This window comes from Rhizobacter sp., from assembly GCA_019635355.1.
In the GTDB taxonomy this organism is placed as follows: Bacteria; Pseudomonadota; Gammaproteobacteria; order Burkholderiales; family Burkholderiaceae_C; genus Rhizobacter.
In genome coordinates this window covers 1,438,951-1,460,057 of the sequence record JAHBZQ010000001.1, presented here as the reverse complement: position 1 = coordinate 1,460,057, position 21,107 = coordinate 1,438,951, and the positions used below count along the sequence as shown (strand labels likewise).

Sequence of the window (21,107 nt, the reverse complement as noted above, 5' to 3'; positions counted from 1 at the left end):
GGTCAGGTCTCGTAGACGCACACCAGCTCCTTGCGGGCGATGTGTGTTTCGTGCGGGTAGGCGAAGGCGTTGTTGACGAAGAGCGTGCCATCGAGTTCCACCCGACGGTTCACGTGGCTGTGCCCGTAGACGTGCACCGCCGAGCCGAGCGCCTTCACTTGCTCGCCGAGCGCAGCGCTGCCGAGCACCGGGTAGATGAAGCGCTTGTCTTGCGGGATGCGCGCGGGCATCACGTCGATGCGCGGCAGGAAGTGCGAGTACGACACGATCACCTCGTCGGCCGACTGCCGCCGGTAGCGGTTCATCGCCATGAAGGCCTGTGCGGTGTGGTGCGACTCGAATCCCTCGGGCCAGCGGCAGGCGCGGAAGTCGACCCAGGCCATGCGCAGCTCCTCGCCGGGCTGGCCGAAGGAGCCGTCGTACCAGCCGAGCAGCGGCACGATGCTCAGGCGGCCCTTGTGGAACACCTCCATGCTGCCGCCCGCGGCCCGCACCAGCTCGCGGATGCGCTCGAACTTGCCGAAGGAGTCGAGGCCCGGGCCGTCGCGGCGCACCCAGAGGTCGTGGTTGCCGGGCACGAAGAGCACTTGGCGGAATCGCCGGGCGAGCGTCTCCAGGCAGTGCTGCAGACGCTCGACGTGGTCGGACACGTCGCCCGCGACGATCAGCACGTCGTTCTGGTAGTCGACGAGCGAGAGCTCCTGCACCCAACGCGCGTTGGGCTCGTAGTCGACGTGCAGATCGGAGATGGCAAAGACGCGCATGGGCAGCAGTGTGTCGCCAAATGAAAAAGGCCCCGGAGTGGGGCCTTGGAAGCGACCGCCGAAGCGGCGAAGGTCACTTCTTGAGGGACAGGATCCAGGTGACCAATTGCTTGGCTTCCGCGTCGCTCACTGCGGTGTTGGCCGGCATGGGCACGGGGCCCCAAACACCGGCGCCGCCCTTGACGACCTTTTGCGACAGCTTGTCGACGGCGTCCTTCTGGCCGGCGTACTTGGCGGCCACGTCCTGGTACGAGGGACCGACCACTTTCTTGTCGACTGCATGGCAGGCCATGCAGTTCTTCTTCTGCGCGAGATCGGCGTTGGCAAAAGCCGGGCCAGCGACGAGTGCCGAAGCGGCAAAAATCAGGGAAAGCAGTGACTTCATGGGTTCCTTTCGGGTGCCGAAGACAAACGGGTGAATTACATTTCCAGCACTGCCGGAATCAACGCATTCTACGGGCCACCAGTTGACAGCCCGGGCGTGACGGTCAGAGCCTGACGTGGGGTTTTCGCATGTATTTCGTCGTCCTCGGCGTGTTGTTGCTGGTGATGAAGGTGGCCGAATTCGGCCCCGTCGCCCTGTGGTCGTGGTGGGCGGTGCTGTGGCCTTTTGCCGCCGCGGTGGCCTGGTGGGCCTGGGCCGATGCCACCGGCTACACCAAGCGCCGCGAGATGGACAAGATGGACGAACGCGTGGCCAAGCGCCGGGTCGAAAACCTGGCCAAGCTCGGCATGGACCACCGTGGTCGTCGCGGCAAGGCCAAGAAATAAGGTCTTGGCGCCCCAATGCAAAGCGGCCCCTCAGGGCCGCTTTTTTCATGCGCGCGTGAGCGACATCACTCGAACTTGTCGAGCACCGCACCGGAGCTGGCGCTCGACGCGTTCTTCGCAAACTTGGCCAGCACGCCACGGGTGTAGCGCGGGGCAGGGCGCTTCCATGCCGCGCGGCGCTTGGCCAGCTCGGCATCGGGCACGTTGAGTTGCAGCACCAGCGTCTTCGCGTCGATGGTGATGGAGTCGCCTTCCTGCACCAGCGCGATGTTGCCGCCCTCGTAGGCCTCGGGGGCCACGTGGCCCACCACCATGCCCCAGGTGCCGCCCGAGAAGCGGCCGTCGGTGATGAGACCCACCGATTCGCCCAGGCCCTGGCCGATGAGGGCGCCGGTGGGGGCGAGCATCTCCGGCATGCCGGGGCCGCCCTTGGGGCCGAGGTAGCGCAGCACCATCACGTCGCCGGCCTTGATCTGATTGGCCATGATGGCGGCGAGCGCGGATTGTTCGTCGTCGAACACGCGCGCCGGGCCGGTGATGGCCGGGTTCTTGAGGCCGGTGATCTTGGCCACGGCGCCCTCAGGGCTCAGGTTGCCCTTGAGGATGGCGAGGTGGCCTTCGGCGTAGATCGGGTCCGACACCGGGCGGATGACTTTTTGCTCCTTCGACAGCTCGGGCACGTCGGCCAGGTTCTCGGCGACGGTCTTGCCGGTGATCGTCATGCAGTCGCCGTGCAGCAGGCCGGCCTTGAGCAGCTCCTTCATCACGGCAGGGATGCCACCCGCGTGGTGCAGGTCGATCGCGAGGTACTGGCCGCTCGGCTTCAGGTCGCACAGCACCGGCGTGCGGCGGCGCACGCGCTCGAAGTCGTCGATGGTCCAGTCGACACCGGCTGCATGGGCGATGGCGAGGAAGTGCAGCACCGCGTTGGTGGAGCCGCCGGTGGCCATGATCACGGCCACGGCGTTCTCGATCGCCTTCTTGGTGACGATGTCGCGCGGCTTGAGGTCGGCCTTCACCGCCTCGACCAGCACCTGCGAGGCGCGGCTCACCATCGCCACGATCTCTTCTTCCACGTTGGCCATGGTCGACGCGTAGGGCAGCGAAAGGCCCAGCGCCTCAAACGACGAGCTCATCGTGTTGGCGGTGTACATGCCGCCGCACGAGCCGCTGCCCGGGATGGCGCGGCGCTCGATCTGGCAGAAGTCTTCCTCGCTCATCTTGCCGGCGCTGAACTGGCCGACCGCTTCGAAGACGCTGACGATGTTCAGGTCCTGGCCCTTGTACTTGCCGGGCAGGATGGTGCCGCCGTAGATGTAGAGCGAGGGCACGTTGGCGCGCAGCATGCCCATCATGCCGCCGGGCATGTTCTTGTCGCAGCCGCCGATGACCATCACGCCGTCCATCCACTGGCCGCCCACGCAGGTCTCCACGCAGTCGGCGATGACCTCGCGCGAGACCAGCGAATACTTCATGCCCTCGGTGCCCATCGCCATGCCGTCGCTGATGGTCGGCGTGCCGAAGATCTGCGGGTTGGCGCCGGCCTGCTTGATGCCGATCACGGCCGCGTCGGCCAGGCGCTGCAGGCCCGAGTTGCACGGCGTGATGGTCGAGTGGCCGTTGGCGATGCCGATCATCGGCTTCTTGAAGTCGCCCTCCTGGTAGCCCAGGGCGTAGTACATGGAACGGTTGGGTGCGCGGGCCACGCCTTCGGTGATGTTCTTGGAACGACGGTTGGAGCTCATGTGACTTTCCTGGCGGTGTGCGGGGAGGCGCGCAGTATCCCGTCGGGGCTGGCTGGCGTCCAATATATATAAAATGCGTCGGTGATATGCCTCTCATATCGAGAGGGGTTCGGTCCTCGCTTCGCTTTCTTTCATGTCTCTGCAGCACGTCTACGTCACAGGAATTTCCCGCTACCTGCCGAACGGCCCCGTAGAAAACGATGCGATGGAGGACTACCTCGGCCTCATCGGCGGCAAGTCGTCGCGCACGAAGGCGATCGTCTTGCGCAACAACGGCATCACGCAGCGCTACTACGCGCTTGAAAAAGGTGGTCACCCGACGCACACCAATGCGCAGATGACGGCCGCAGCGGTGCAGTCGCTGTTCGACGACCGTTTCTCGCCCAAGGACCTGCAATTGCTCGCCTGCGGCACTGCCTCGCCCGACCAGCTCGTGCCGTCGCACGCGGCGATGGTGCACGGCCTGCTGCCGGTGCCCACCGCAGAGATCGCGTCGTTTGCCGGCTCGTGCGCAGCGAGCATGCAGGCGCTCAAGCTCGCCCAGATGTCGATTGCCACCGGCAACACCGCCAACGCGGTGTGCACGGGCAGCGAGATGCTGTCGCACTGGATGCTCGCGAAATTCTTCCAGCCCGAGATCGACCGCGAGCGGCAGCTGAATGCCAACCCGATGCTGTCGTTCGACAAGGAGTTCCTGCGCTGGATGTTGTCCGACGGCGCGGGCGCACTGCGCCTGGAAAACCAGCCGCATGGCGAGCGGCCGTTGAAGCTCGAATGGATCGACGTGCGCTCCTACGCCAACGAGGCCGAGACCTGCATGTACGTCGGCGCAGAGAAAGCGAAGGACGGCGAGCTGCGCGGCTGGAGCCGCTTCGAGCCCGAGGAGTGGCTCGCGCGCTCGATCTTCTCGGTCAAGCAGGACACGCGGCTGCTCGGCGAGCGGATGATCAAGCACGGCATCCAGTTCGCGCTGGACGTGGCCCGCAAGCACGACTTCGACGTGGCGACCATCGACCACTTCCTTCCGCACTTGTCGTCAGAGCTTTTCCGCCAGCCGATGTACCAGGGTCTGCGCGATGCGGGCCTGCACATCCCGCAGGAGAAGTGGTTCACCAACCTGGCGCAGGTGGGCAACGTGGCGACGGCTTCGTTCATCCTGATGCTCGAGGAGCTGGTGCGCACCCGCGAGCTGAAATCGGGCCAGCGCATCATGGTCTTCGTGCCCGAGAGCGCGCGCTTTTCGTATGCCGCGGCGTTGTTGACCGTGTGCTGAGCCAGGTCATGAGCGACAACAGCACCCAGATCGAGTTGCGCGTGTGGCGCCAGTTCCTGGTGCTGGCCGAGGTGCTGCACTTCGGCCGGGCCGCCAAGCAGCTCAACATCACCCAGCCGCCGCTCACGCTGGCCATCCAGCAGCTGGAAGCGCGCCTCGGCGTGCCGCTCTTCGAGCGCACGCGCCGGCAGGTGTCGCTCACGCCGGCGGGGCAGGCGCTGGTCGAGCCGGTGCGGCAGCTGCTGCAACAGGCCGCCGCCCTGTCGTCGATTGCACGCACGGTGGGGCAGGGCGCGGTCGGCCGCTTGCGGCTGGGCTTCGTCTCGACGGTCGGCTTCGGCCCGCTCCCCGGCTGGCTGCGCGGTTTTCGCGACATCGAGCCCGGCATCGAGGTGGTGCTGCGCGAAGCCACGACCGACGTGCAGCTGCGTGCCTTCGAGCTCGGCGAGGCCGATGCCGGCTTCGTGCTGCATGCGCCGGGCTTCGTGCCGGAAAGCGGCTCCGGGCAGAGCCTCTCGCGCCTGTCGGTGAGCATCGAGCCGATGGTGCTCGCGGTGCCCGAGTCGTCGCCGCTCACCACGGCGCGGCGGCTCACGCTCCCGCAGATCCTGGCGCAGCCGCTCATCATCTTTCCGCGCGAGATCGCGCCCTCGCTCTACGACGCGGTGCTGGCCTTCTATCACCGCCACAGCGCCTCGCTCGTGATCGCGCAGGAAGCGATCCAGATGCAGACCATCGTCAACCTCGTGTCCGCCGGCCTGGGCCTTGCCTGGGTGCCTCAGGCGGTGACCACCCTGCAGCGGCCCGGCGTGGTCTACCGGCGGCTGCCAGTGGCGCTGGGGGCGATGGCGCCGCGGGCCGAGACGAGCCTCATGTGGCCGTCGGATGCCGGCCCGGTGGTGACGCGCTTCGTCGAATACGTGCAGCGCACCCTCGAGGACGACGAGCACGAGGCTGTTCCAGCCTGACGCAGGCGCTCCGGCGCCTGCGGTATCGTTCGCGCTGCTTTCCGTTCCCGACCCGACAGGCCATGCTCACTCATCCGCAGTTCGACCCCGTCGCCCTCCAGATCGGCCCGGTGGCCATCCATTGGTACGGGCTGACCTACCTGGTCGCCTTCGGGCTCTTTCTCTGGCTCGCGTCGCTGCGGGTGAAGAAGCCGTGGTTCGCCGAGGTCGGCTGGACGCGGCGCGATGTGGAAGACCTGCTCTTCTACGGCGTGCTCGGCGTGGTGCTGGGTGGGCGCCTGGGCTTCGTGCTCTTCTACAACCTCGGCCACTACCTGCAGAACCCGCTGGAGATCTTCGCGGTGTGGAAGGGCGGCATGTCGTTCCACGGCGGCATGCTGGGCGTCGCAGTTGCGCTCGCCGTGTACTCGATGACGCGCAAGCGCCCCGTGCTGCAGACCTTCGACGTGATCGCGCCTTGCGTGCCCACCGGGCTCGCCTCGGGGCGCATCGGCAACTTCATCAATGGCGAGTTGTGGGGCCGCGTGGCCGACCCGAGCCTGCCCTGGGCGATGGTGTTTCCGCAGTCGGGCAGCGAGCAGCCGCGCCACCCGTCGCAGCTTTACCAGTTCGCGCTGGAAGGGCTGTTGCTCTTTGCTTTCCTCTGGTTCTATGGCCGCAAGCAGCGTGCGCCGGGCCAGGTGGCCGCGGCCTTCGTGTTCGGCTACGGCGTGTGCCGCTTTGTCGTCGAGTACTTCCGCCAGCCCGACAAGGGCCTGGAGAACCTGCCGCTCGGCCTCAGCATGGGCCAGTGGCTGTGCGTGCCGATGATCCTCGGCGGCGCGCTCTGGTGGTGGTGGGCCGGCCAACGCGCGCAGAAGGTGAACGCGGCATGAGACAGATCTTCTTCGACACCGAAACCACCGGCCTCAGCCCCGAGTCGGGCGACCGCATCATCGAAATCGGTTGCGTGGAAATGGTGAACCGGCGCTTGACCGGCAACAACAAGCACTTCTATCTCAACCCTGAGCGGCCCAACCACGAAGACGCGGTCAAGATCCACGGCCTCACCGACGAGTTCCTCGCTGACAAGCCGCTCTTCGCATCGATCGCCGACGAGCTGCTCGAGTACCTGGCCGGGGCCGAGGTCATCGCGCACAACGCGAGCTTCGACGTCGGCTTCTTCAACGAGGAGCTGAAGCGCCTCGGCCGGGGCAAGTTCACCGAGCACGTGGGCAGCGTGACCGACACGCTGGTGATGGCCCGCGAGATGTTCCCCGGCAAGTCGAACTCGCTCGACGCGCTCTGCAAGCGCCTGGAAGTCGACAACTCCAACCGCACGCTGCACGGCGCGCTGCTCGACGCAGGCCTGCTCGCCGAGGTCTACATCAACATGACCCGCGGGCAGGACTCGCTGGTGATCGATGCCACCGAAGCCGCTCAGGGCGACCTGGTGCTGGCGGCCATCGACTTCAGCCAGTTCGCACTGCCCGTGCTGGTGGCCAACGACGAAGAGGCCGCGGCGCACGACGCCATCCTTGCCGAGCTCGACAAGTCGTCGGGCGGCAAGACGGTGTGGCGCGCGCTTGTGGCATAATCTGCGGCTTCCCGTCGGATTGGGCGGTTAGCTCAGCGGTAGAGCACTGCCTTCACACGGCAGGGGTCGCAGGTTCGAACCCTGCACCGCCCACCAATCGATCGGATGAAACGAAAACGGCACCCTGGGGTGCCGTTTTGCTTTGGTGCCTCGCATTTGACGAGGCGGTGTTCAGCGCTTGGCTTGGCGGCTCTTGCGGGCGATGGCCAGCGCGCCGAGTGCGGACAGCATCAAGGCGTAGGTGCCGGGCTCGGGGACCGGAGTCGTGACAGCCGCAATGGCAGTTCCGGCGTCTCCGTCACGCACCGCCAGGACGTAGCCCGTCATCCACCCGGTCTCGTCTGTGCTGACCGTCGCGCCGGTCACGATGTTGCGCATTTCCTGCCACACCATGTCCGAGGTCCAGGTGAGGTAGTAGCCGTTCATGACGTTCGAGAACTGGCCGGTGGCTCCGGCCAGGAACGACAGTTCGCTTGGCAGCTGGCTGGCCTGGGGCGTCGCTCTGACGCACTCGATCGGGCACCAGGGGCTGGGCTGGAAGTCAGCCGGGATGACGCGCTCTGGCAGGCGCCAGTCGCTGACCGATCCCACTACCAGCGTGTCGACCCAGCTCAGCGCAGTACCCAGACGCACTTGCCCGCTGGGCAAAGTCGCTCCGCCGACGCCCCACGGGTCACGATCGGCGGGCCCGCCAAGCGTCGCGTAGAGGTTGGCATCGGCCAGCCAGGTGAGGTTGTGGACGCTGTCGTAGAAGGCATCGGCAATGCCGTCATTGGTCAGGTCGCGCGCCTGGAGGGTTTGGGCCTGGGCGGTGCAGGCCAGCAGCGCGAGGGCTGCAGAAGCGACTTTTTTCACGTTTTCTCCCATGTGTGCGCGCAATGTAGAGCGAGGAGTGGCGGGGCTAACACCCCTGAGGCACGGGGTCGACACGCCCCGATGGCAAGAACTGAGCATGCTGTGGGCCGCTTCGGCGTGGCCCCCTCGCCACGCCGCTGTAGGCCATCGCCTACAGAAAGTTGGCGACCCCGCTGCTGGCAGGCCCGGCGCCGGCAAACGATGCTCCGCACGGCATTTACGAAGGAGCAGGCATGGCAGGCGAGTCGGGGCTGGGCGCGTTGGCGGGGCCGCGCGGCGTGGCCGCGCCTGTCGGCCATTCCGATGCGTTGTGGCAGGCGTGCTGGCGCCATGCGGGGCTTCTCGCCAGCGGCGACGAGCGGCGGCTGCACGACGACCAGGGCCGCTACTTTCCCGGGCTGAAGCTCAACTACACCGAGAACCTCCTGGCGGGCGACGGCCAGCCAGCCGATGCCATCGCCATCACCGCCTGCCTGGCCGATGGCAGCCTATACCGCCTGAGCCGGGCCGAGCTGCGCAGCCAGGTCATCGCCCTGGCCCACGCGCTGCGCCAGGGCGGCGTGGCCGAGGGCGACCGCGTGGTGCTCGTGCCGCGCAGCGATGCCCGCGCCGTGGTCGCCGTGCTGGCCGTGGCCGCCGTCGGCGCGAGCCTCGCGCTCGCATCGCCCGAGATGGGCCCGGCCCTCATGGTCGACAGGTTCAAGCCGCTGGCGCCACGGCTGCTGCTCGCGCATGCCGGGGCCATGCCGCACGACACCGGCCTGCCGCTGGCCGACCGTGTGGCGCAGGTGGTGCAGGCCTTGCCGTCGCTGGAGGCCGCCATCGTGCTCGACGACGCGTCGTCGCTGCTGCCACCGCTGGGCCTGCCGGTGATCGACCTGTCGCAGGCCCTGGCCGAAGGGCTCGACACGGCCGACCGGAGCGGCAACGCCTGGCCGCGTTTCCCGTTCCACCAGCCGCTCTTCATCACCCGCACGGCCGGCGCCGACGGGCGGCTGGAGGCGCTGGTGCACGGCGCGGGCGGCGTGCTGCTCGAGCACGTGAAGGAACACCGGCTGCACCTCGGCATCGACGGTCGCAGCCAGGTGTTCGCCCCGGCGTCGGTGGCGTCTGCCCTCTGGCTGTGGCAGCTGTCGACCCTGGCGAGCGGCGCCGGCATCGTGCTCTACGACGGCCCGGTGCGCGATGCCCGCACGCTGTGGCGCATCGCCCAGGACGGCCGCGCCACCGTGTTCGTGGCCCACGCCTCCTACCTGCGCCTGGGCGAGCACGCCGGCCTCGCGCCGGGGCGCGAGTTCGACCTGTCGGCGCTGCGCTCGCTGCTCTACACCGGCATGACGCTCGATAACGCGGCGGCCCGCTGGGTGCACGAGAAGGTCAAGCGGCTGCCCTTGCAGGCGCTGTGCATGAACCCCGACCTGCTCGGCTGCCTGCTGCTGCAAGGCGCCGCGCCATCGCTGGCCCACCCCGACAACCACAGCCTCGGCCTCGGCGTGCGCGTGGCCGAGCGGGGCAGCGGGCTGGAAGGCGAGCTGGTGTGTCAGGCGCATTTCCCGTCGCGGCCGTTGGGCTTCCTCGACGACCCGCAGGGCACGCGCTTCGCTGCCACCTACCTCCAGCGCACGCCCGGGGGCTGGTCGAGCGGTGAGCGGGTGGAATGGGCGGCCGACGGCTCGCTGCTGCAACGCGGCCGTGTCGATGGGCTGATGAATGTGCGCGGCGCACTGGTGGCACCAGCCGAGCTGCTGCCGCTGCTGCGCGAGTTCGCCGAGATCCGCGAATCGGCCGTGGTCGAGCAGCAGCAGGCCGGCCAGCTCGGCGAAGGCCGCGCCGTGCTGCTGCTCGCGCTGCGCGAAGGCGCGAGCCTCGACGGCCCCTTGATCGCCCGCATGCGCCGCCGCTTCGCCGAAGCCGCCTCGCCCGCGCACGTGCCCGACCTGGTGCTCGAAGTGCGCGAGCTGCCGCGCCTGGCCGACGGCAGCGTGTGCATCGCCGCCCTGCGCGACGTGGTCAACGACCGCCCGGTGGCCGACATGCGCCGCCTGCTCAACCCCGGCTCGCTGCGCGCCTTGCGTGGCGACCCCGCGCTGCGCCTGCCCACCATGCCCGCCGGCCCCTTGCCGCCGCCGCCGGCCCCCGGGTGGCGCTCGCGGCAGGACCACGAGGCCTACCTGCAGGCGCTGTGGGAAAAGATCTTCGGTTTCTCGCCCATCGGGCTCGACGACGACTTCTTCGAGATCGGCGGCCACTCGCTCCTGGCCGCGCGCATCTTCACCGACATCCAGCTCTCCACCGACCAGCGACTGGCCCCCAGCACGCTGCTCAAGGCGCCCACCATCCGCCAGCTCGCCGCGGTGATGGACCAGGCCGCGTGGGACCTCCCCGTGCCGCTGGTGCAGCTGCGCCCGGGCAGCGGCCGGCCCTTCTTCCTGGTGCACAGCCTGGCCGGCACCTTCCTCGAACTGTGGGCGGTGCTGCGCGCACTCGACACGCAGCGTGCCGTCTACGGCCTGCAGGCCCGCGCCGTGGGCGACGAGAACGCGCCCTACGTGAGCGTGCGCGAGATGGCGGCCGACTACATCGGCCACATGCGTCGCGTGCAACCCGAGGGGCCGTATGCGGTGGGCGGTTATTCCTTCGGCGGGCTGGTGGCCTACGAGATCGCGCAGCAGCTGAGCCGGGCCGGCGAACAGGTCGAGCTCGTCACGCTCATCGACACCCACGTGCACGGCCGCTACCTGCCGCTCGTGGAGTGGGCGCGCTACTGCACCGGCTGGCTTGGCGTGACCTTCCGCCGCCTGCGCTCGTTGCCGCTGCGCGGGCAGGTCGACTACCTGCACAAGAAGGCGAGGGTGCTGAGCGATCGGTGGCGCGTCGCCCTGGGCCTGACCCCGAAGCACCCTGAGCTCGTGGGCGACGTGCTGAAGGAGGCCAACCTGCCGCCGGCCTTGCGCCGCACGCGCGGCGCGATGCTCGTGGCGTTGCGCGAATACCGCCCCGAGCCGTATGCAGGCCGCGTCGTCTTCCTGCGCGCCTCGCAGCCCGGCCCGGGCGACCCGCTGCCGGTGTGGCGCAAGGTCGCGCAGCGCCTGGAGATCGACGTCACCCCCGGCGACCACGACGAGATGATCAGCGGGGCCAACGCCAAGGCGCTGGCCGTCGCGCTGGCACGTCATCTCTAGGTGCCTATCACAGGTGTGTGCAGCGGGCGGGCGCCTGCCGTCCTGTACCCTTGCGCCCGTTAAAAAGCAGAGCACCTTGGTGGAGACCCTATGTCCTGGATCCGGACCCTCGTTTTCCTGCTGTCGTGCGGGTGGGCATTCAGCGCCGCCGCACAAGGCATTGAACCGGCGCCCGACTGGCAGAGCGCAGACACGGCGCACTTCCGCATCAACTACCGCGCCGCATGGCGCCCGCAGGCCGAGCGCGTGGCGAAGATCGCCGAGCAGGTGTACCCGCGCATCACCAAGGCACTGGCCTGGGAGCCGCGTGGCCGCACCGAGATCCTGCTGATCGACCAGTACGACCTGGCCAACGGCTTCTCGACGCCGCTGCCCTACAACATCATCGGCGTCTACATGGCGCCGCCCGATTCGGGCGAGCTGCTCGACAACAGCGACTGGCTCGAGCTTCTCATCACCCACGAGTTCACCCACACCGTGCACCTCGACAAGGTGCGCGGCTTCCCCGGCGTGATGCAGGCCATCTTCGGCCGCCAGCCGTTCTTCTTTCCCAACATCTTCCAGCCCAACTGGATGGTCGAAGGCCTGGCCGTCTACACCGAGAGCGAGCCCGGCACCGGCCGTGGCCGCCTGCGCGGGCCGGTGTTCGAAGCCTGGCTGCGCGCCGAGGCGGGCCGCGGCTTCCTCTCGCTACGCGAGATCAACGCCAACGGGCGGGCGCTGCCGTTGTCGAAGTCGTACCTCTACGGCGCCTACTTCTTCGACTTCCTCGCGCGCCGCTACGGTGCCGATTCGATCTACAAGGTCGTGCACCACTACAGCGGCAACCCGCCGTTCTGGCCACGCCTGCACAACAGCCCGGTCGAGGCGACCGGCAAGCAGATGGACGTGCTCTGGGCCGAGTTCCTCGCCGACCTGCAGCAGCAGGTGAAGGAGCGTGCCGCGCCCATCCAGCAGAAGGCCGAGGCCGTGGGCGAGCGCCTGGCCGGGCCGATGTTCGGCGTGGGTGCGGTCGCCGCGCTGCCGGGCGGTGACACGCTCGCGGTGCTGGAAGACGGCCTCAACCACGCCAAGCTCGTGAAGATCGCCAAGGACGGTCAGCAGACCGTGCTGGCCGACGTGAACGGCAACGCCGAGCTGCACGTGAACGCCAAGGGCGAAGTGCTGATGAGCCAGCCCGACGTGTGCAACTGGCGCTACCTCGGTTACGACGTCTATCGCGTCGACGCCGATGGCGACGTGCGCCAGCTCACCCACTGCGCCCGCCTTCGCCGCGCGGTGCAGGCCGGCGGCGGCATCGTGGCGCTGCAGCAGGGGCAGGGCCTCACCCGGCTCGTGCAGCTCGATGCCAAGGGCCAGCAGCAGCGCGTGCTCTGGGAGCCCGCGCCCGAGGTCAACCTGGTCGACCTGGCCGCCTCGCCCGATGGGCAGCAGGTGACGGTTGTCAGCAAGCGCGCCGGGGCCTGGCGCGTGGACGCCTTCGACATGGGCCAGCCCGCGCCCACGCCGCGCCTGCTCTTCACGCACGACGCGCCGCTGCACGGCTTGGTGCATGGCCCGAAGGGCCTGGAGTTCATCGCCGTGCGCGATGGTGTCTTCAACGTGTACCGACAGGAAGGCGAGGCCTGGGTCAAGCTCAGCCACACGCACACCCGCGTCACCGCGCAAGGCGGCACGCAGGACGACGGCTCGCTCGCAATGGCGGTGATCGCCCCGGGCGGCTACGAGCTGCGCCGCATCGGCGCGGCCACGCCGCTCGACCGGGTGGCCGCCCAGGCGGCGGCGCCGGCCTCGGCCACGGCATCGTCACCAGCCTCGGCCGCCAGCGCACCGGCCATGCCGCCTGCCGCTTCGACGCTCGGGGAGGGCCGGTCGTACAGCGCGCTGCGCTCGATCTACCCGCGCGCCTGGTTCCCCGTGTCCTCCAGCGACCGCGGCCTCCTGAGCGTGGGTGCCACCGCCTTCGGTGCCGATGCGCTCGGCTGGCACCAGTACGCCGCGACCTTCGCCTACGAGGTGACGCAGAACGAGCCGGTGGGCTCGCTGCAATACCTCTTCCGCGACCAGCACCTCTTCTCGCTGCAACGCACTCTCACGCCGCGTGCGTGGGTCAACGGCGACGACACCGAGGACGTGCGTGCCTTCGACCGCAATACCAGCGCGCAGTGGCTGAGCGTGGTGCCGTGGCTGCGCCTCGACCGGCGTGTGCTCTTCGGCGTGGGCGCTGCGCTCGACCACGTCGAGCGGGTGCACCCCGAGTACGACAACTCGGCCGTCAACCGCACCGAGCGCCTGCTGGCCGGCCTCTTCGAGTACGACACCACCGGCAGCAGCTGGTGGTCGGAAGGCGACAACCGCGGCCAGAAGGCCACCCTGCTGTACGAGAGCTACCGCCCGTTTGCCCGTGAGGGCAAGAACGACTACGACGGCGACGTGGTGCGCCTCGACTGGCGCGGCTTCCTGCCGGTCGGCCGCAGCGTGATCGCGCTGCGCCACACCGAGGCCTGGGCCGACGGCTTCACCGAGCCCTTCCAGCTCGGCGGTGCCACCGACCCGCAGCTCCAGCTCGGCCTCGCGCTCAACAACCGCGACATCACGCTGCGCGGCTACCGCGGCAACGAGCGGGTGCTGCAAGGCCGCAAGGCGCGGGTCACGAGCTTCGAGTTCCGCACGCCCATCGCCGACGTCGACCAGCATTTCATGACGCCCGCGGTCGGCATCAACCGCGTCTCCGCGGCGGTCTTCTTCGACATCGGCGGTGCCTGGTACACCGGCCATCGCCCGCTGCACTACAGCCGCGGTGTGGGCGTCGAGGTGCTGGCCGACCTCAAGTTCCTCTACGCGCTCGGCCTTCAGGTGCGCATGGGCGTGGCGCAGGGGCTCGATGCGCCCAAGGGCACGCGCGGCTACTTCACGCTCGGCCGGGCGTTCTGACGGCCCCCGTGTTGGCGGGTCAGTGCATCTTGTCGCGCGGCGGCTTCTTGCTGAACGACTTGGGCTTGTAGACGTTGCCTTCCCAGTGGCCGTCGTCGCGGGCGCGGCGGATGGCCTCTTCGGCCAGGCGCTCGGCGCTCTTGCGCGAGCTGCGCCAGTGGTAGAGCTGCAGCCCGCCGTGCTTCAGGCGCAACCAGGCGATGCGCGCCCAGGCATCGAGCCGGGCCCGCCGCTGCGCACCGACCAGCAGCCGGATCATGAAGACCACGCAGAGCGTGGCCACGATGCCGGCGGAGACTTTCTCGATCATCGTCAGGAAGGGTGGTCGAGGCGGAGGTGCCGCCCCTCGTCGCCATCGTAGCGAGCGGAGCAAGACCTTGGCCGCAGAATCGGTTCGCGCCAGCCGACGCGAAGGCTCAGCGCGTCGATTTCTCCACGCGCCACTGCACGTCGAGGCTCAACGTTTCACCGGCCGACAGCACCTGCAGCCCGGGCCGTCCCGGCAGGTGGAAGGCATCGATCGGGTGGGTGACCGGCTCGAAGCAAAAGGCGTTGCCTTGCGGTGGCCGGTACATCAGGCAGAAACCGTCGTCGCGACCCCGCCGAAGCGTGGCGGGGTCGCGCATCGTGAGTCGCAGGCCGTGCTCGGGCCAGTCGATGTGGGCCTCGCCCGACCAGCCGGTGTAGCAGTTGTCGACGAAGCTGCCGTGCGCCGGGGCGCCGCGGTTGAAGTCCCAGTCGGCCGGGATCTCCGCGGTGTGCGCGGTGGGCAGCGGGTCGCTGCCGCACAGCCACACACCCTTCACCGAGGTGGTGATGCGCGTGCCGGGCGTGCGCGGGAAGTAGGGGTGCAGGCCCAGGCCGTAGGGCAACGGCTCGGCGCCGAGGTGGGTGATGTGGATGGACTGGTCCAGCCCGCCATCGACCAGCGTGAAGGTCTGCGTGGCGCGGTAGTGGTAGGGGTTGCCGTCGTGCCGGGTCGATTCGAGTTGCAGGCGCAGCGTGTTGACTGCGGGTTGGTCGGCCTGCCAGGCCTGCAGCCAGCCGTCGCCGTGGATGGGGTAGGGCTCGCCGGCGCGGTTGGGCGCCACCGGGTGAAAGTGGCCGGCCTGCTCGAAGCCGCCGCGGCTGATGCGGTTGGTCCACGGGAGCATGGCGAAATTGGCGAAGGTGTAGCGGTCGGGGCTCTCGCCGCTCCAGGGGCGCCAGAGGTCGTGCCAGGCGTCGCCGTGCCAGACCTGCCAGGCCGCGACGCCGCCGCCCAGGGCGGGCAGCAGGCCGAGGCGCTGGCCGACGTGTTCGAGCCAAACGATGTCAGCCTGCATAGAGGTTCGGGGCGCGGCCCGCGCAGTCGAGGTTGATGGAGAAGAGCGCGCCGGCCAGCGGCTGCGCGGCGAGTTGCGCCTCGCTCAACTCGAAGCGGGCGGTGGTGATGAAGAGCGTCTTCAGCTCGGGGCCGCCGAAGCAGCAGTTGCTGACGTGGCTGGTGGGCAGCGGGATGCGCGCGAGTTCTTTGGCCGTCACCGGGTCGTGGCAGGTGACGCAGGCGCCGCCCCAGTGGGCGATCCACAGGCGGCCGTCGGCATCGGTGGTCATGCCGTCGGGGTAGCCGTCATCGTCGGCGAACTTGAGGAAGAGGCGCTGGTTCGACAGCGTGCCGGTGGCGGGGTCGAGGTCGAAGGCATGGACCTTCTTCTTCGCCGTCTCGTTGAAGAAAAGCGTGCGGCCGTCGAGCGACCAGGTGGGGCCGTTGGTGACGGCGTAGTTCGCGTCGAAGGCGAGGGTGCAGCGGCGCTCGGCGTCGAAGCGGTAGAGCTTGCCGGTGGGTGCGGTGCAGGCGAAGTCCATCGTGCCGCCCCAGAAGTTGCCGTGCGCATCGCACTTGCCGTCGTTGAAGCGGTTGCCTTCGATGTGCGGCTCGGGGTCGTGCAGCGGCTCGAGCGTGCCGGTGTCGGGGTCGAAGAAGGCGAAGCCGCTGCGCAGCGTGACGAGCAGGCCCGGGTGGTGGGCGCGCTCGGCCACTGCCGAGATCTCTTCATCGAAATGCCAGCTGATGCGCGTGTCGTTCGCCGGCTCATAGCGGTGCAGCCGCCGGCCGAGGATGTCGACCCAATAGAGCGCCTGGCGCCGAGGCGACCAGAGGGTGCCTTCGCCGAGCGTGGCGTTGGCGGGCCAGAGGCAGCGCAGGTTAGAGGCGGGGCGCGGGGCGGTCATGGCGGCAGGCTCAGCAAGTGGAAACGGCGCGGATTGTGGAGGCTTCGGCCGTAACCGCTTTGTTCCTGAATGCAGTCGTCAGTGCGATTCGCGCGGCACCGCCGCACCGCTGCTGCCCACCAGGAAGTCGAGGTCGGCCCCCAGGTGTGCCTGCTGCACATGCTCGACGTAGAGCTTGTACCAGCCGCGTTTCGGCACCTCGGGTGCCTGCCAGTCGGCGCGACGCTTGGCCAGCTCTTCGTCCGACACCTCCAGGTGCAGGCGGCGATTCGCCACGTCGAGCTCGATCACGTCGCCGTTCTTCACGAGCGCGAGCGTGCCGCCGGCAGCCGCTTCGGGCGAGGTGTGCAGCACCACGGTGCCGTAGGCGGTGCCGCTCATGCGGCCGTCGCTGATGCGGACCATGTCGGTGATGCCTTTCTGCAGCACCTTGGGCGGCAACGGCATGTTGCCCACCTCGGCCATGCCGGGGTAGCCGCGCGGGCCGCAGTTCTTGAGCACCATCACGCAGTGCTCGTCGACGTCGAGCTCGGGGTCGTCGATGCGGGCGTGGAAGTCTTCGATGTTCTCGAACACCACCGCACGGCCGCGGTGCTTGAGCAGGTGGGCCGAGGCCGCGGAAGGCTTGATGACCGCGCCGTTGGGCGCGAGGTTGCCGCGCAGCACCGCGATGCCGGCGTCGGCCATGAAGGGCTCTTCGGGCGTCTTGATGACTTCGCGGTCGTAGCAGGCGGCGTTGGCGATGTTCTCGCCGAGCGTCTTGCCGTTGACCGTGGGGGCATCGAGGTGCAGGCGCGAGGCGATCTCACGCAGTACTGCCGGCAGGCCGCCTGCATAGAAGAAGTCTTCCATCAGGTACTTGCCCGAGGGCTGCAGGTTGAGGATGCAGGGCATCTCGGCACCGAGCTTGTCGAAGTCTTCCAGCGTGAGCGGGATGCCCATGCGCCCGGCGATGGCCAGCAGGTGCACCACGGCGTTGGTGGAGCCACCGATGGCCGCGTTGGTGCGGATCGCGTTCTCGAAGGCCTGGCGCGTGAGGATCTTCGACATGCGCAAGTCCTCTTTCACCATCTCGACGATGCGCCGGCCGGTGAGCTGCGCGAGGCGGTGGCGCCGCGTGTCGACGGCGGGAATCGCCGCGTTCTCGGGCAGCGACATGCCGAGCGCTTCCACCATGCTCGCCATCGTCGACGCCGTGCCCATCGTCATGCAGGTGCCGCTGGAGCGGTGCATGCACGACTCGGCGGCGGTGAACTCCTCCATCGTCATCTCGCCGGCCCGCACCATCTCGCTCATCTGCCACACGCCGGTGCCGGAGCCCACGTCGCGCCCGCGGAACTTGCCGTTGAGCATCGGCCCGCCCGAGAGGCCGATGGTCGGCAGGTCGCAGCTGGCCGCGCCCATCATCAACGACGGGGTGGTCTTGTCGCAGCCCATCAGCAGCACCACGCCGTCGATCGGGTTGCCGCGGATCGACTCTTCGACGTCCATGCTCGCGAGGTTGCGGAAGAGCATCGCCGTCGGCCGCATCTGCGTCTCGCCGAGCGACATCACCGGGAATTCCAGCGGGAAGCCGCCCGCCTCGTACACGCCACGCTTCACGAATTCCGCCAGGTCGCGGAAGTGGCCGTTGCAGGGGGTCAGCTCGCTCCAGGTGTTGCAGATGCCGATGACGGGGCGGCCATCGAGCAGGTCATGCGGGTAGCCCTGGTTCTTGAGCCAGCTGCGGTGCATGAAGCCATCGCGGTCCTGCTTGCCGAACCAGGCCTGGCTGCGACGCACGGGCGTGTCTCCCGGCTTGTCGTCGGGCTTCTTCTTCGAATCCATTCGTTGTCGTCCTCGGTGCTTTTATGGGGCTCGGGCGCGATGGCGCTTGACGCGGCGGATGCTAACAAGGCACATTGATAATAGAAAAATAAAGAAAAGAACTCATGACATATATAGATTGCAATACATCAGGAGATCGCATGCCTTCCCCCTCTCAACTCGCCACCTACCCCAGCCTGCAGGGCCGCAGCGTGTTCATCACCGGCGGCGGCAGCGGGATCGGCGCGGCGATGGTCGAGGCCTTCGTCGCGCAGGGTGCGCGCGTGGCGTTCGTCGACATCGACGAGGCGTCGAGTCGTGCGCTCGCGCAGAAGCTCGGCACCGATTCGCTCTGGTGGCGCCGCTGCGACGTGCGCGACATCCCGGCGCTGCAGGCGGCGATCGCCGATGCGGCGAAGGCGCTGGGCGACTTTGCCGTGCTCGTGAACAACGTGGCCAGCGACGACCGCCACACGCTGGAGGAGATCACCCCCGAGTACTACGACAACCGCATCGCCATCAACCAGCGCCCTGCCATGTTTGCCATCCAGTCGGTGGTGCCTGGCATGAAGCGGCTGGGCTTCGGCTCCATCGTCAACCTCGGCTCCATCGGCTGGCAGACGAAGAACAGCGACTACCCGTGCTACGCGGTGTCGAAGTCGTCGGTCGACGGGCTCACGCGCGGCTTCGCGTCGGGGCTGGGCAAGGATCGCATCCGCGTCAACACGGTGACGCCGGGCTGGGTGATGACCGAGCGGCAGGTCACGATGTGGCTCGACGCCGAGGGCGAGCAGGAGATCGCGCGCAACCAGTGCCTCCCCGACAAGCTGCTGCCGGAGCACATCGCGAGCATGGTGCTGTTCCTGGCGTCGGACGATGCGGCGATGTGTACTGCCCAGGAGTTCACCGTCGACGCGGGATGGACCTAATCCAAATCTTCGGCTGAGGGCTCGAAGCGCGTGCCGTACACGGTCACCGCCGTCGTCTTCAACGCCTTCAACATCACCTTCGCCGCGGGCGACAAGAGCTTGTCGGTGCGGGTGATGAGCCCGAACGAATCCATGTGGCAGGGCAGGTCGATCGGCAGGATCGACACGATGCCGTGCGAGGCGTAGTAGCGCGCCACATCGCTCGCCACCACCGCGATCATGTCGCTCTGCTGCAGCATCTTGGTGATGAAGAGCAGGGCGCTGGTCTCGACCATGTTGACCGGCGGCTCCAGGCTTTCTTCCTGGAACATCAACTCGAAGCGGTGGCGCAGCACGCTGCCGGTGGGCGGCAGGATCCAGCCCGCGCTCACCACGTCGCGCAGCCCGAGCTGCGACACGTTGAGCAGCGGGTGGCCGGGCCGTGTGATCGCTGACACGGGCTCCTCGGCGAGCACCTCGTAGCGCAGATCGGTCTTGTCGTGCTGGGCGAAGAGCCGGGCCACGATCATGTCGAGCTTGCCGTGCGAGAGCCGCTCCATGAGCACGTCGCTGGTCTCGATCTGCAGCGTGATGTTGAGGCTTGGGTGCTCCTGCTTCACCAGCGCCACCGCCGGGGGCAGCAGCACGAGCCCAGGCGACGTGATCGCGCCCACGCTCACCTGGCCGAAGCGGCCGGCCTTCAGGGCCGTCAGCTCGTCATGCGCCTGGTTCAGGCTGGCCAGCGCCACGCGCGCATGGCGAATCATGGTTTCCCCGTACCACGTCGGCCGCATGCCCCGGGGCAGGCGTTCGAAGAGCGGCACCTCCAGCACGTCTTCCAGATCCTTCAGCAACTTCGACGCGGCGGGCTGCGTCATGTTGAGGACCTGGGCTGCGCGGTGGATGTTGCCTTCCTCGGCCAGGGCCACCAGCAGGAGCAGCTGGCGCGTCTTGAGCCGGGCGCGGATGAACCAGTGCGTGTAGTTCGTCGTCATGAAGCAGGGTTCGGGTTTTCATTGATAAGAAATCGTATATCGGTTGCCGGCAAATATCTATTAGGAAGTTATCTGTCGGCTACGTACCATGCGGCACCTTTCGAAGCCCCAGCCCCATGAGACTCATCCAGTTCATCGACGACGACGGCGCTTGCAGCGTGGGCCGTGTCACCGCCGACGGCGTGCGCCGCGTCGGCGGATTCCGCAGCGCCTATGCGCTGGCCGATGCGGCGCTGTCGCGTGGCATGGGGCTCGAAGCGTTCGCCGAGACCCGTGATGCCCCGGGCGCCACACTGCCCTACACGCTGCTGCAACAAGAGCGCCGGCTGCTGCCGCCCGTGACCCACCCCGACCCCGCGCATTGCCTGGTGAGCGGCACCGGCCTCACGCACCTCGGCAGCGCCGCCGCGCGTGATGCGATGCACCACAAGCTCGCCGGTGGCGAAGAGACGCTGTCGGACTCGATGCGCATGTTCAAGTGGGGTCTCGACGGCGGCAAGCCGGCCGAAGGCGCAGGCGTGCAGCCCGAGTGGTTCTACAAGGGCAACGGCCACATCGTCGCCGCGCCCGGTGCGCCGCTCACCATGCCCGACTTCGCGCTCGACGGGGGCGAAGAGCCCGAGCTGGTCGGCCTCTATTTGATCGACAGCAGCGGCCAGCCGCGTCGCCTGGGTTTCGCGATCGGCAACGAGTTTTCCGACCATGTGACCGAGCGCCAGAACTACCTCTACCTCGCCCACTCTAAGCTGCGCGCCTGTGCCATTGGCCCCGAGTTGCGCACCGGCGCCTTGCCGTCGCACCTGGCGGGCACCAGCCGCATCCGCCGCGGCGGCGAGGTGGTGTGGGAGAAGCCCTTCCAGACCGGCGAGGCCAACATGAGCCACAGCATCGCCAACCTGGAGTACCACCACTTCAAGTACGAGGCGCACCGCCGCCCTGGCGACCTGCACCTGCACTTCTTCGGCACCGCCACGCTGAGCTTCGCCGACAACATCCGCGTGCAGCCCGGCGACCGTTTCGAGATCGAGCTGCCCGAGTTCGGCGCGCCGCTCGTCAACCCGCTCGCATTGGCCGAGCGTGGCTTCGCCTTCGGTGGCGTGAAAGACCTGTGAACGT

18 protein-coding genes and 1 tRNA gene are annotated in these 21,107 nt (G+C 68.3%); 10 read left to right on the top strand and 9 right to left on the bottom strand.

Translation table 11 applies throughout. The features are described 5' to 3' along the window. Positions 1–2: 2 nt before the first annotated feature. Positions 3–764 (bottom strand): metallophosphoesterase family protein, encoded by a 762-nt coding sequence (locus tag KF892_06525; GenBank protein ID MBX3624649.1) that lies wholly within the window; start codon positions 762–764, stop codon positions 3–5. Positions 765–837: 73 nt separating this feature from the next. Beyond that, positions 838–1,149 (bottom strand): c-type cytochrome, encoded by a 312-nt coding sequence (locus tag KF892_06520; GenBank protein MBX3624648.1) that lies wholly within the window; start codon positions 1,147–1,149, stop codon positions 838–840. A 128-nt stretch (positions 1,150–1,277) separates the two neighbouring features. On the opposite strand from KF892_06520, the gene KF892_06515 reads away from it, so the two are divergent. Then, positions 1,278–1,535 (top strand): TIGR04438 family Trp-rich protein, encoded by a 258-nt coding sequence (locus KF892_06515; GenBank protein MBX3624647.1) that lies wholly within the window; start codon positions 1,278–1,280, stop codon positions 1,533–1,535. A gap of 65 nt (positions 1,536–1,600) precedes the next feature. Here KF892_06515 and ilvD read toward each other — a convergent pair whose 3' ends face one another. Continuing rightward, complete coding sequence (ilvD, locus tag KF892_06510) at positions 1,601–3,280, bottom strand: dihydroxy-acid dehydratase (GenBank protein MBX3624646.1); 1,680 nt, start codon at positions 3,278–3,280, stop codon at positions 1,601–1,603. Between the two features lie 133 nt (positions 3,281–3,413). On the opposite strand from ilvD, the gene KF892_06505 reads away from it, so the two are divergent. From KF892_06505 to KF892_06485, 5 genes are all read left to right on the top strand, one after another. Further along, on the top strand, positions 3,414–4,553 hold the full coding sequence (locus KF892_06505) for a beta-ketoacyl-ACP synthase III (protein MBX3624645.1): 1,140 nt from the start codon (positions 3,414–3,416) through the stop codon (positions 4,551–4,553). A gap of 8 nt (positions 4,554–4,561) precedes the next feature. Continuing rightward, positions 4,562–5,521, top strand: coding sequence for a LysR family transcriptional regulator (locus KF892_06500; GenBank protein MBX3624644.1), 960 nt, complete (start codon positions 4,562–4,564; stop codon positions 5,519–5,521). 62 nt (positions 5,522–5,583) lie between these two features. Then, positions 5,584–6,396 (top strand): prolipoprotein diacylglyceryl transferase, encoded by an 813-nt coding sequence (gene lgt / locus KF892_06495; protein ID MBX3624643.1) that lies wholly within the window; start codon positions 5,584–5,586, stop codon positions 6,394–6,396. Further along, positions 6,393–7,097, top strand: coding sequence for a DNA polymerase III subunit epsilon (gene dnaQ / locus KF892_06490; GenBank protein MBX3624642.1), 705 nt, complete (start codon positions 6,393–6,395; stop codon positions 7,095–7,097). Before lgt ends, dnaQ begins: the two co-directional genes overlap by 4 nt. Positions 7,098–7,118: 21 nt before the next feature. Next, positions 7,119–7,193, top strand: a tRNA-Val gene (locus tag KF892_06485). A gap of 75 nt (positions 7,194–7,268) precedes the next feature. On the opposite strand, the gene KF892_06480 is transcribed toward KF892_06485, so the two are convergent. Further along, a complete protein-coding gene (locus tag KF892_06480; protein MBX3624641.1) occupies positions 7,269–7,952 on the bottom strand; it encodes a PEP-CTERM sorting domain-containing protein in 684 nt (227 codons plus the stop codon). A gap of 233 nt (positions 7,953–8,185) precedes the next feature. On the opposite strand from KF892_06480, the gene KF892_06475 reads away from it, so the two are divergent. Further along, positions 8,186–11,134 (top strand): AMP-binding protein, encoded by a 2,949-nt coding sequence (locus tag KF892_06475; protein MBX3624640.1) that lies wholly within the window; start codon positions 8,186–8,188, stop codon positions 11,132–11,134. A 90-nt stretch (positions 11,135–11,224) separates the two neighbouring features. Beyond that, positions 11,225–14,068 (top strand): hypothetical protein, encoded by a 2,844-nt coding sequence (locus KF892_06470; protein MBX3624639.1) that lies wholly within the window; start codon positions 11,225–11,227, stop codon positions 14,066–14,068. A gap of 19 nt (positions 14,069–14,087) precedes the next feature. Here the strand turns inward: KF892_06470 and KF892_06465 are convergent, their stop codons facing one another. The 4 genes from KF892_06465 to KF892_06450 all read right to left on the bottom strand — a co-directional run bounded on the left by KF892_06465 (position 14,088) and on the right by KF892_06450 (position 18,109). Beyond that, positions 14,088–14,378, bottom strand: a complete 291-nt coding sequence (locus KF892_06465) for a hypothetical protein (GenBank protein MBX3624638.1) — start codon at positions 14,376–14,378, stop codon at positions 14,088–14,090. Between the two features lie 106 nt (positions 14,379–14,484). Beyond that, on the bottom strand, positions 14,485–15,393 hold the full coding sequence (locus KF892_06460; protein MBX3624637.1) for an aldose 1-epimerase: 909 nt from the start codon (positions 15,391–15,393) through the stop codon (positions 14,485–14,487). Beyond that, the gene (locus KF892_06455; protein ID MBX3624636.1) at positions 15,383–16,282 is read right to left on the bottom strand and encodes an SMP-30/gluconolactonase/LRE family protein; all 900 of its coding nucleotides are present in this window, start codon (positions 16,280–16,282) and stop codon (positions 15,383–15,385) included. The genes KF892_06460 and KF892_06455 overlap by 11 nt, the downstream gene beginning before the upstream one ends. A 78-nt stretch (positions 16,283–16,360) precedes the next feature. Continuing rightward, positions 16,361–18,109 (bottom strand): dihydroxy-acid dehydratase, encoded by a 1,749-nt coding sequence (locus KF892_06450; GenBank protein MBX3624635.1) that lies wholly within the window; start codon positions 18,107–18,109, stop codon positions 16,361–16,363. Between the two features lie 140 nt (positions 18,110–18,249). Here KF892_06450 and KF892_06445 point away from each other — a divergent pair, with 140 nt between their 5' ends. Then, positions 18,250–19,017 carry an SDR family oxidoreductase gene (locus tag KF892_06445; GenBank protein MBX3624634.1) on the top strand — a complete coding sequence of 256 codons (768 nt, stop codon included), beginning with the start codon at positions 18,250–18,252 and terminating at the stop codon, positions 19,015–19,017. Here the strand turns inward: KF892_06445 and KF892_06440 are convergent. Further along, a complete protein-coding gene (locus KF892_06440; GenBank protein ID MBX3624633.1) occupies positions 19,014–19,991 on the bottom strand; it encodes a LysR family transcriptional regulator in 978 nt (325 codons plus the stop codon). The genes KF892_06445 and KF892_06440 overlap by 4 nt on opposite strands. A gap of 116 nt (positions 19,992–20,107) precedes the next feature. On the opposite strand from KF892_06440, the gene KF892_06435 reads away from it, so the two are divergent. Then, a complete protein-coding gene (locus KF892_06435) occupies positions 20,108–21,103 on the top strand; it encodes an FAH family protein (protein MBX3624632.1) in 996 nt (331 codons plus the stop codon). Positions 21,104–21,107: the final 4 nt, after the last annotated feature.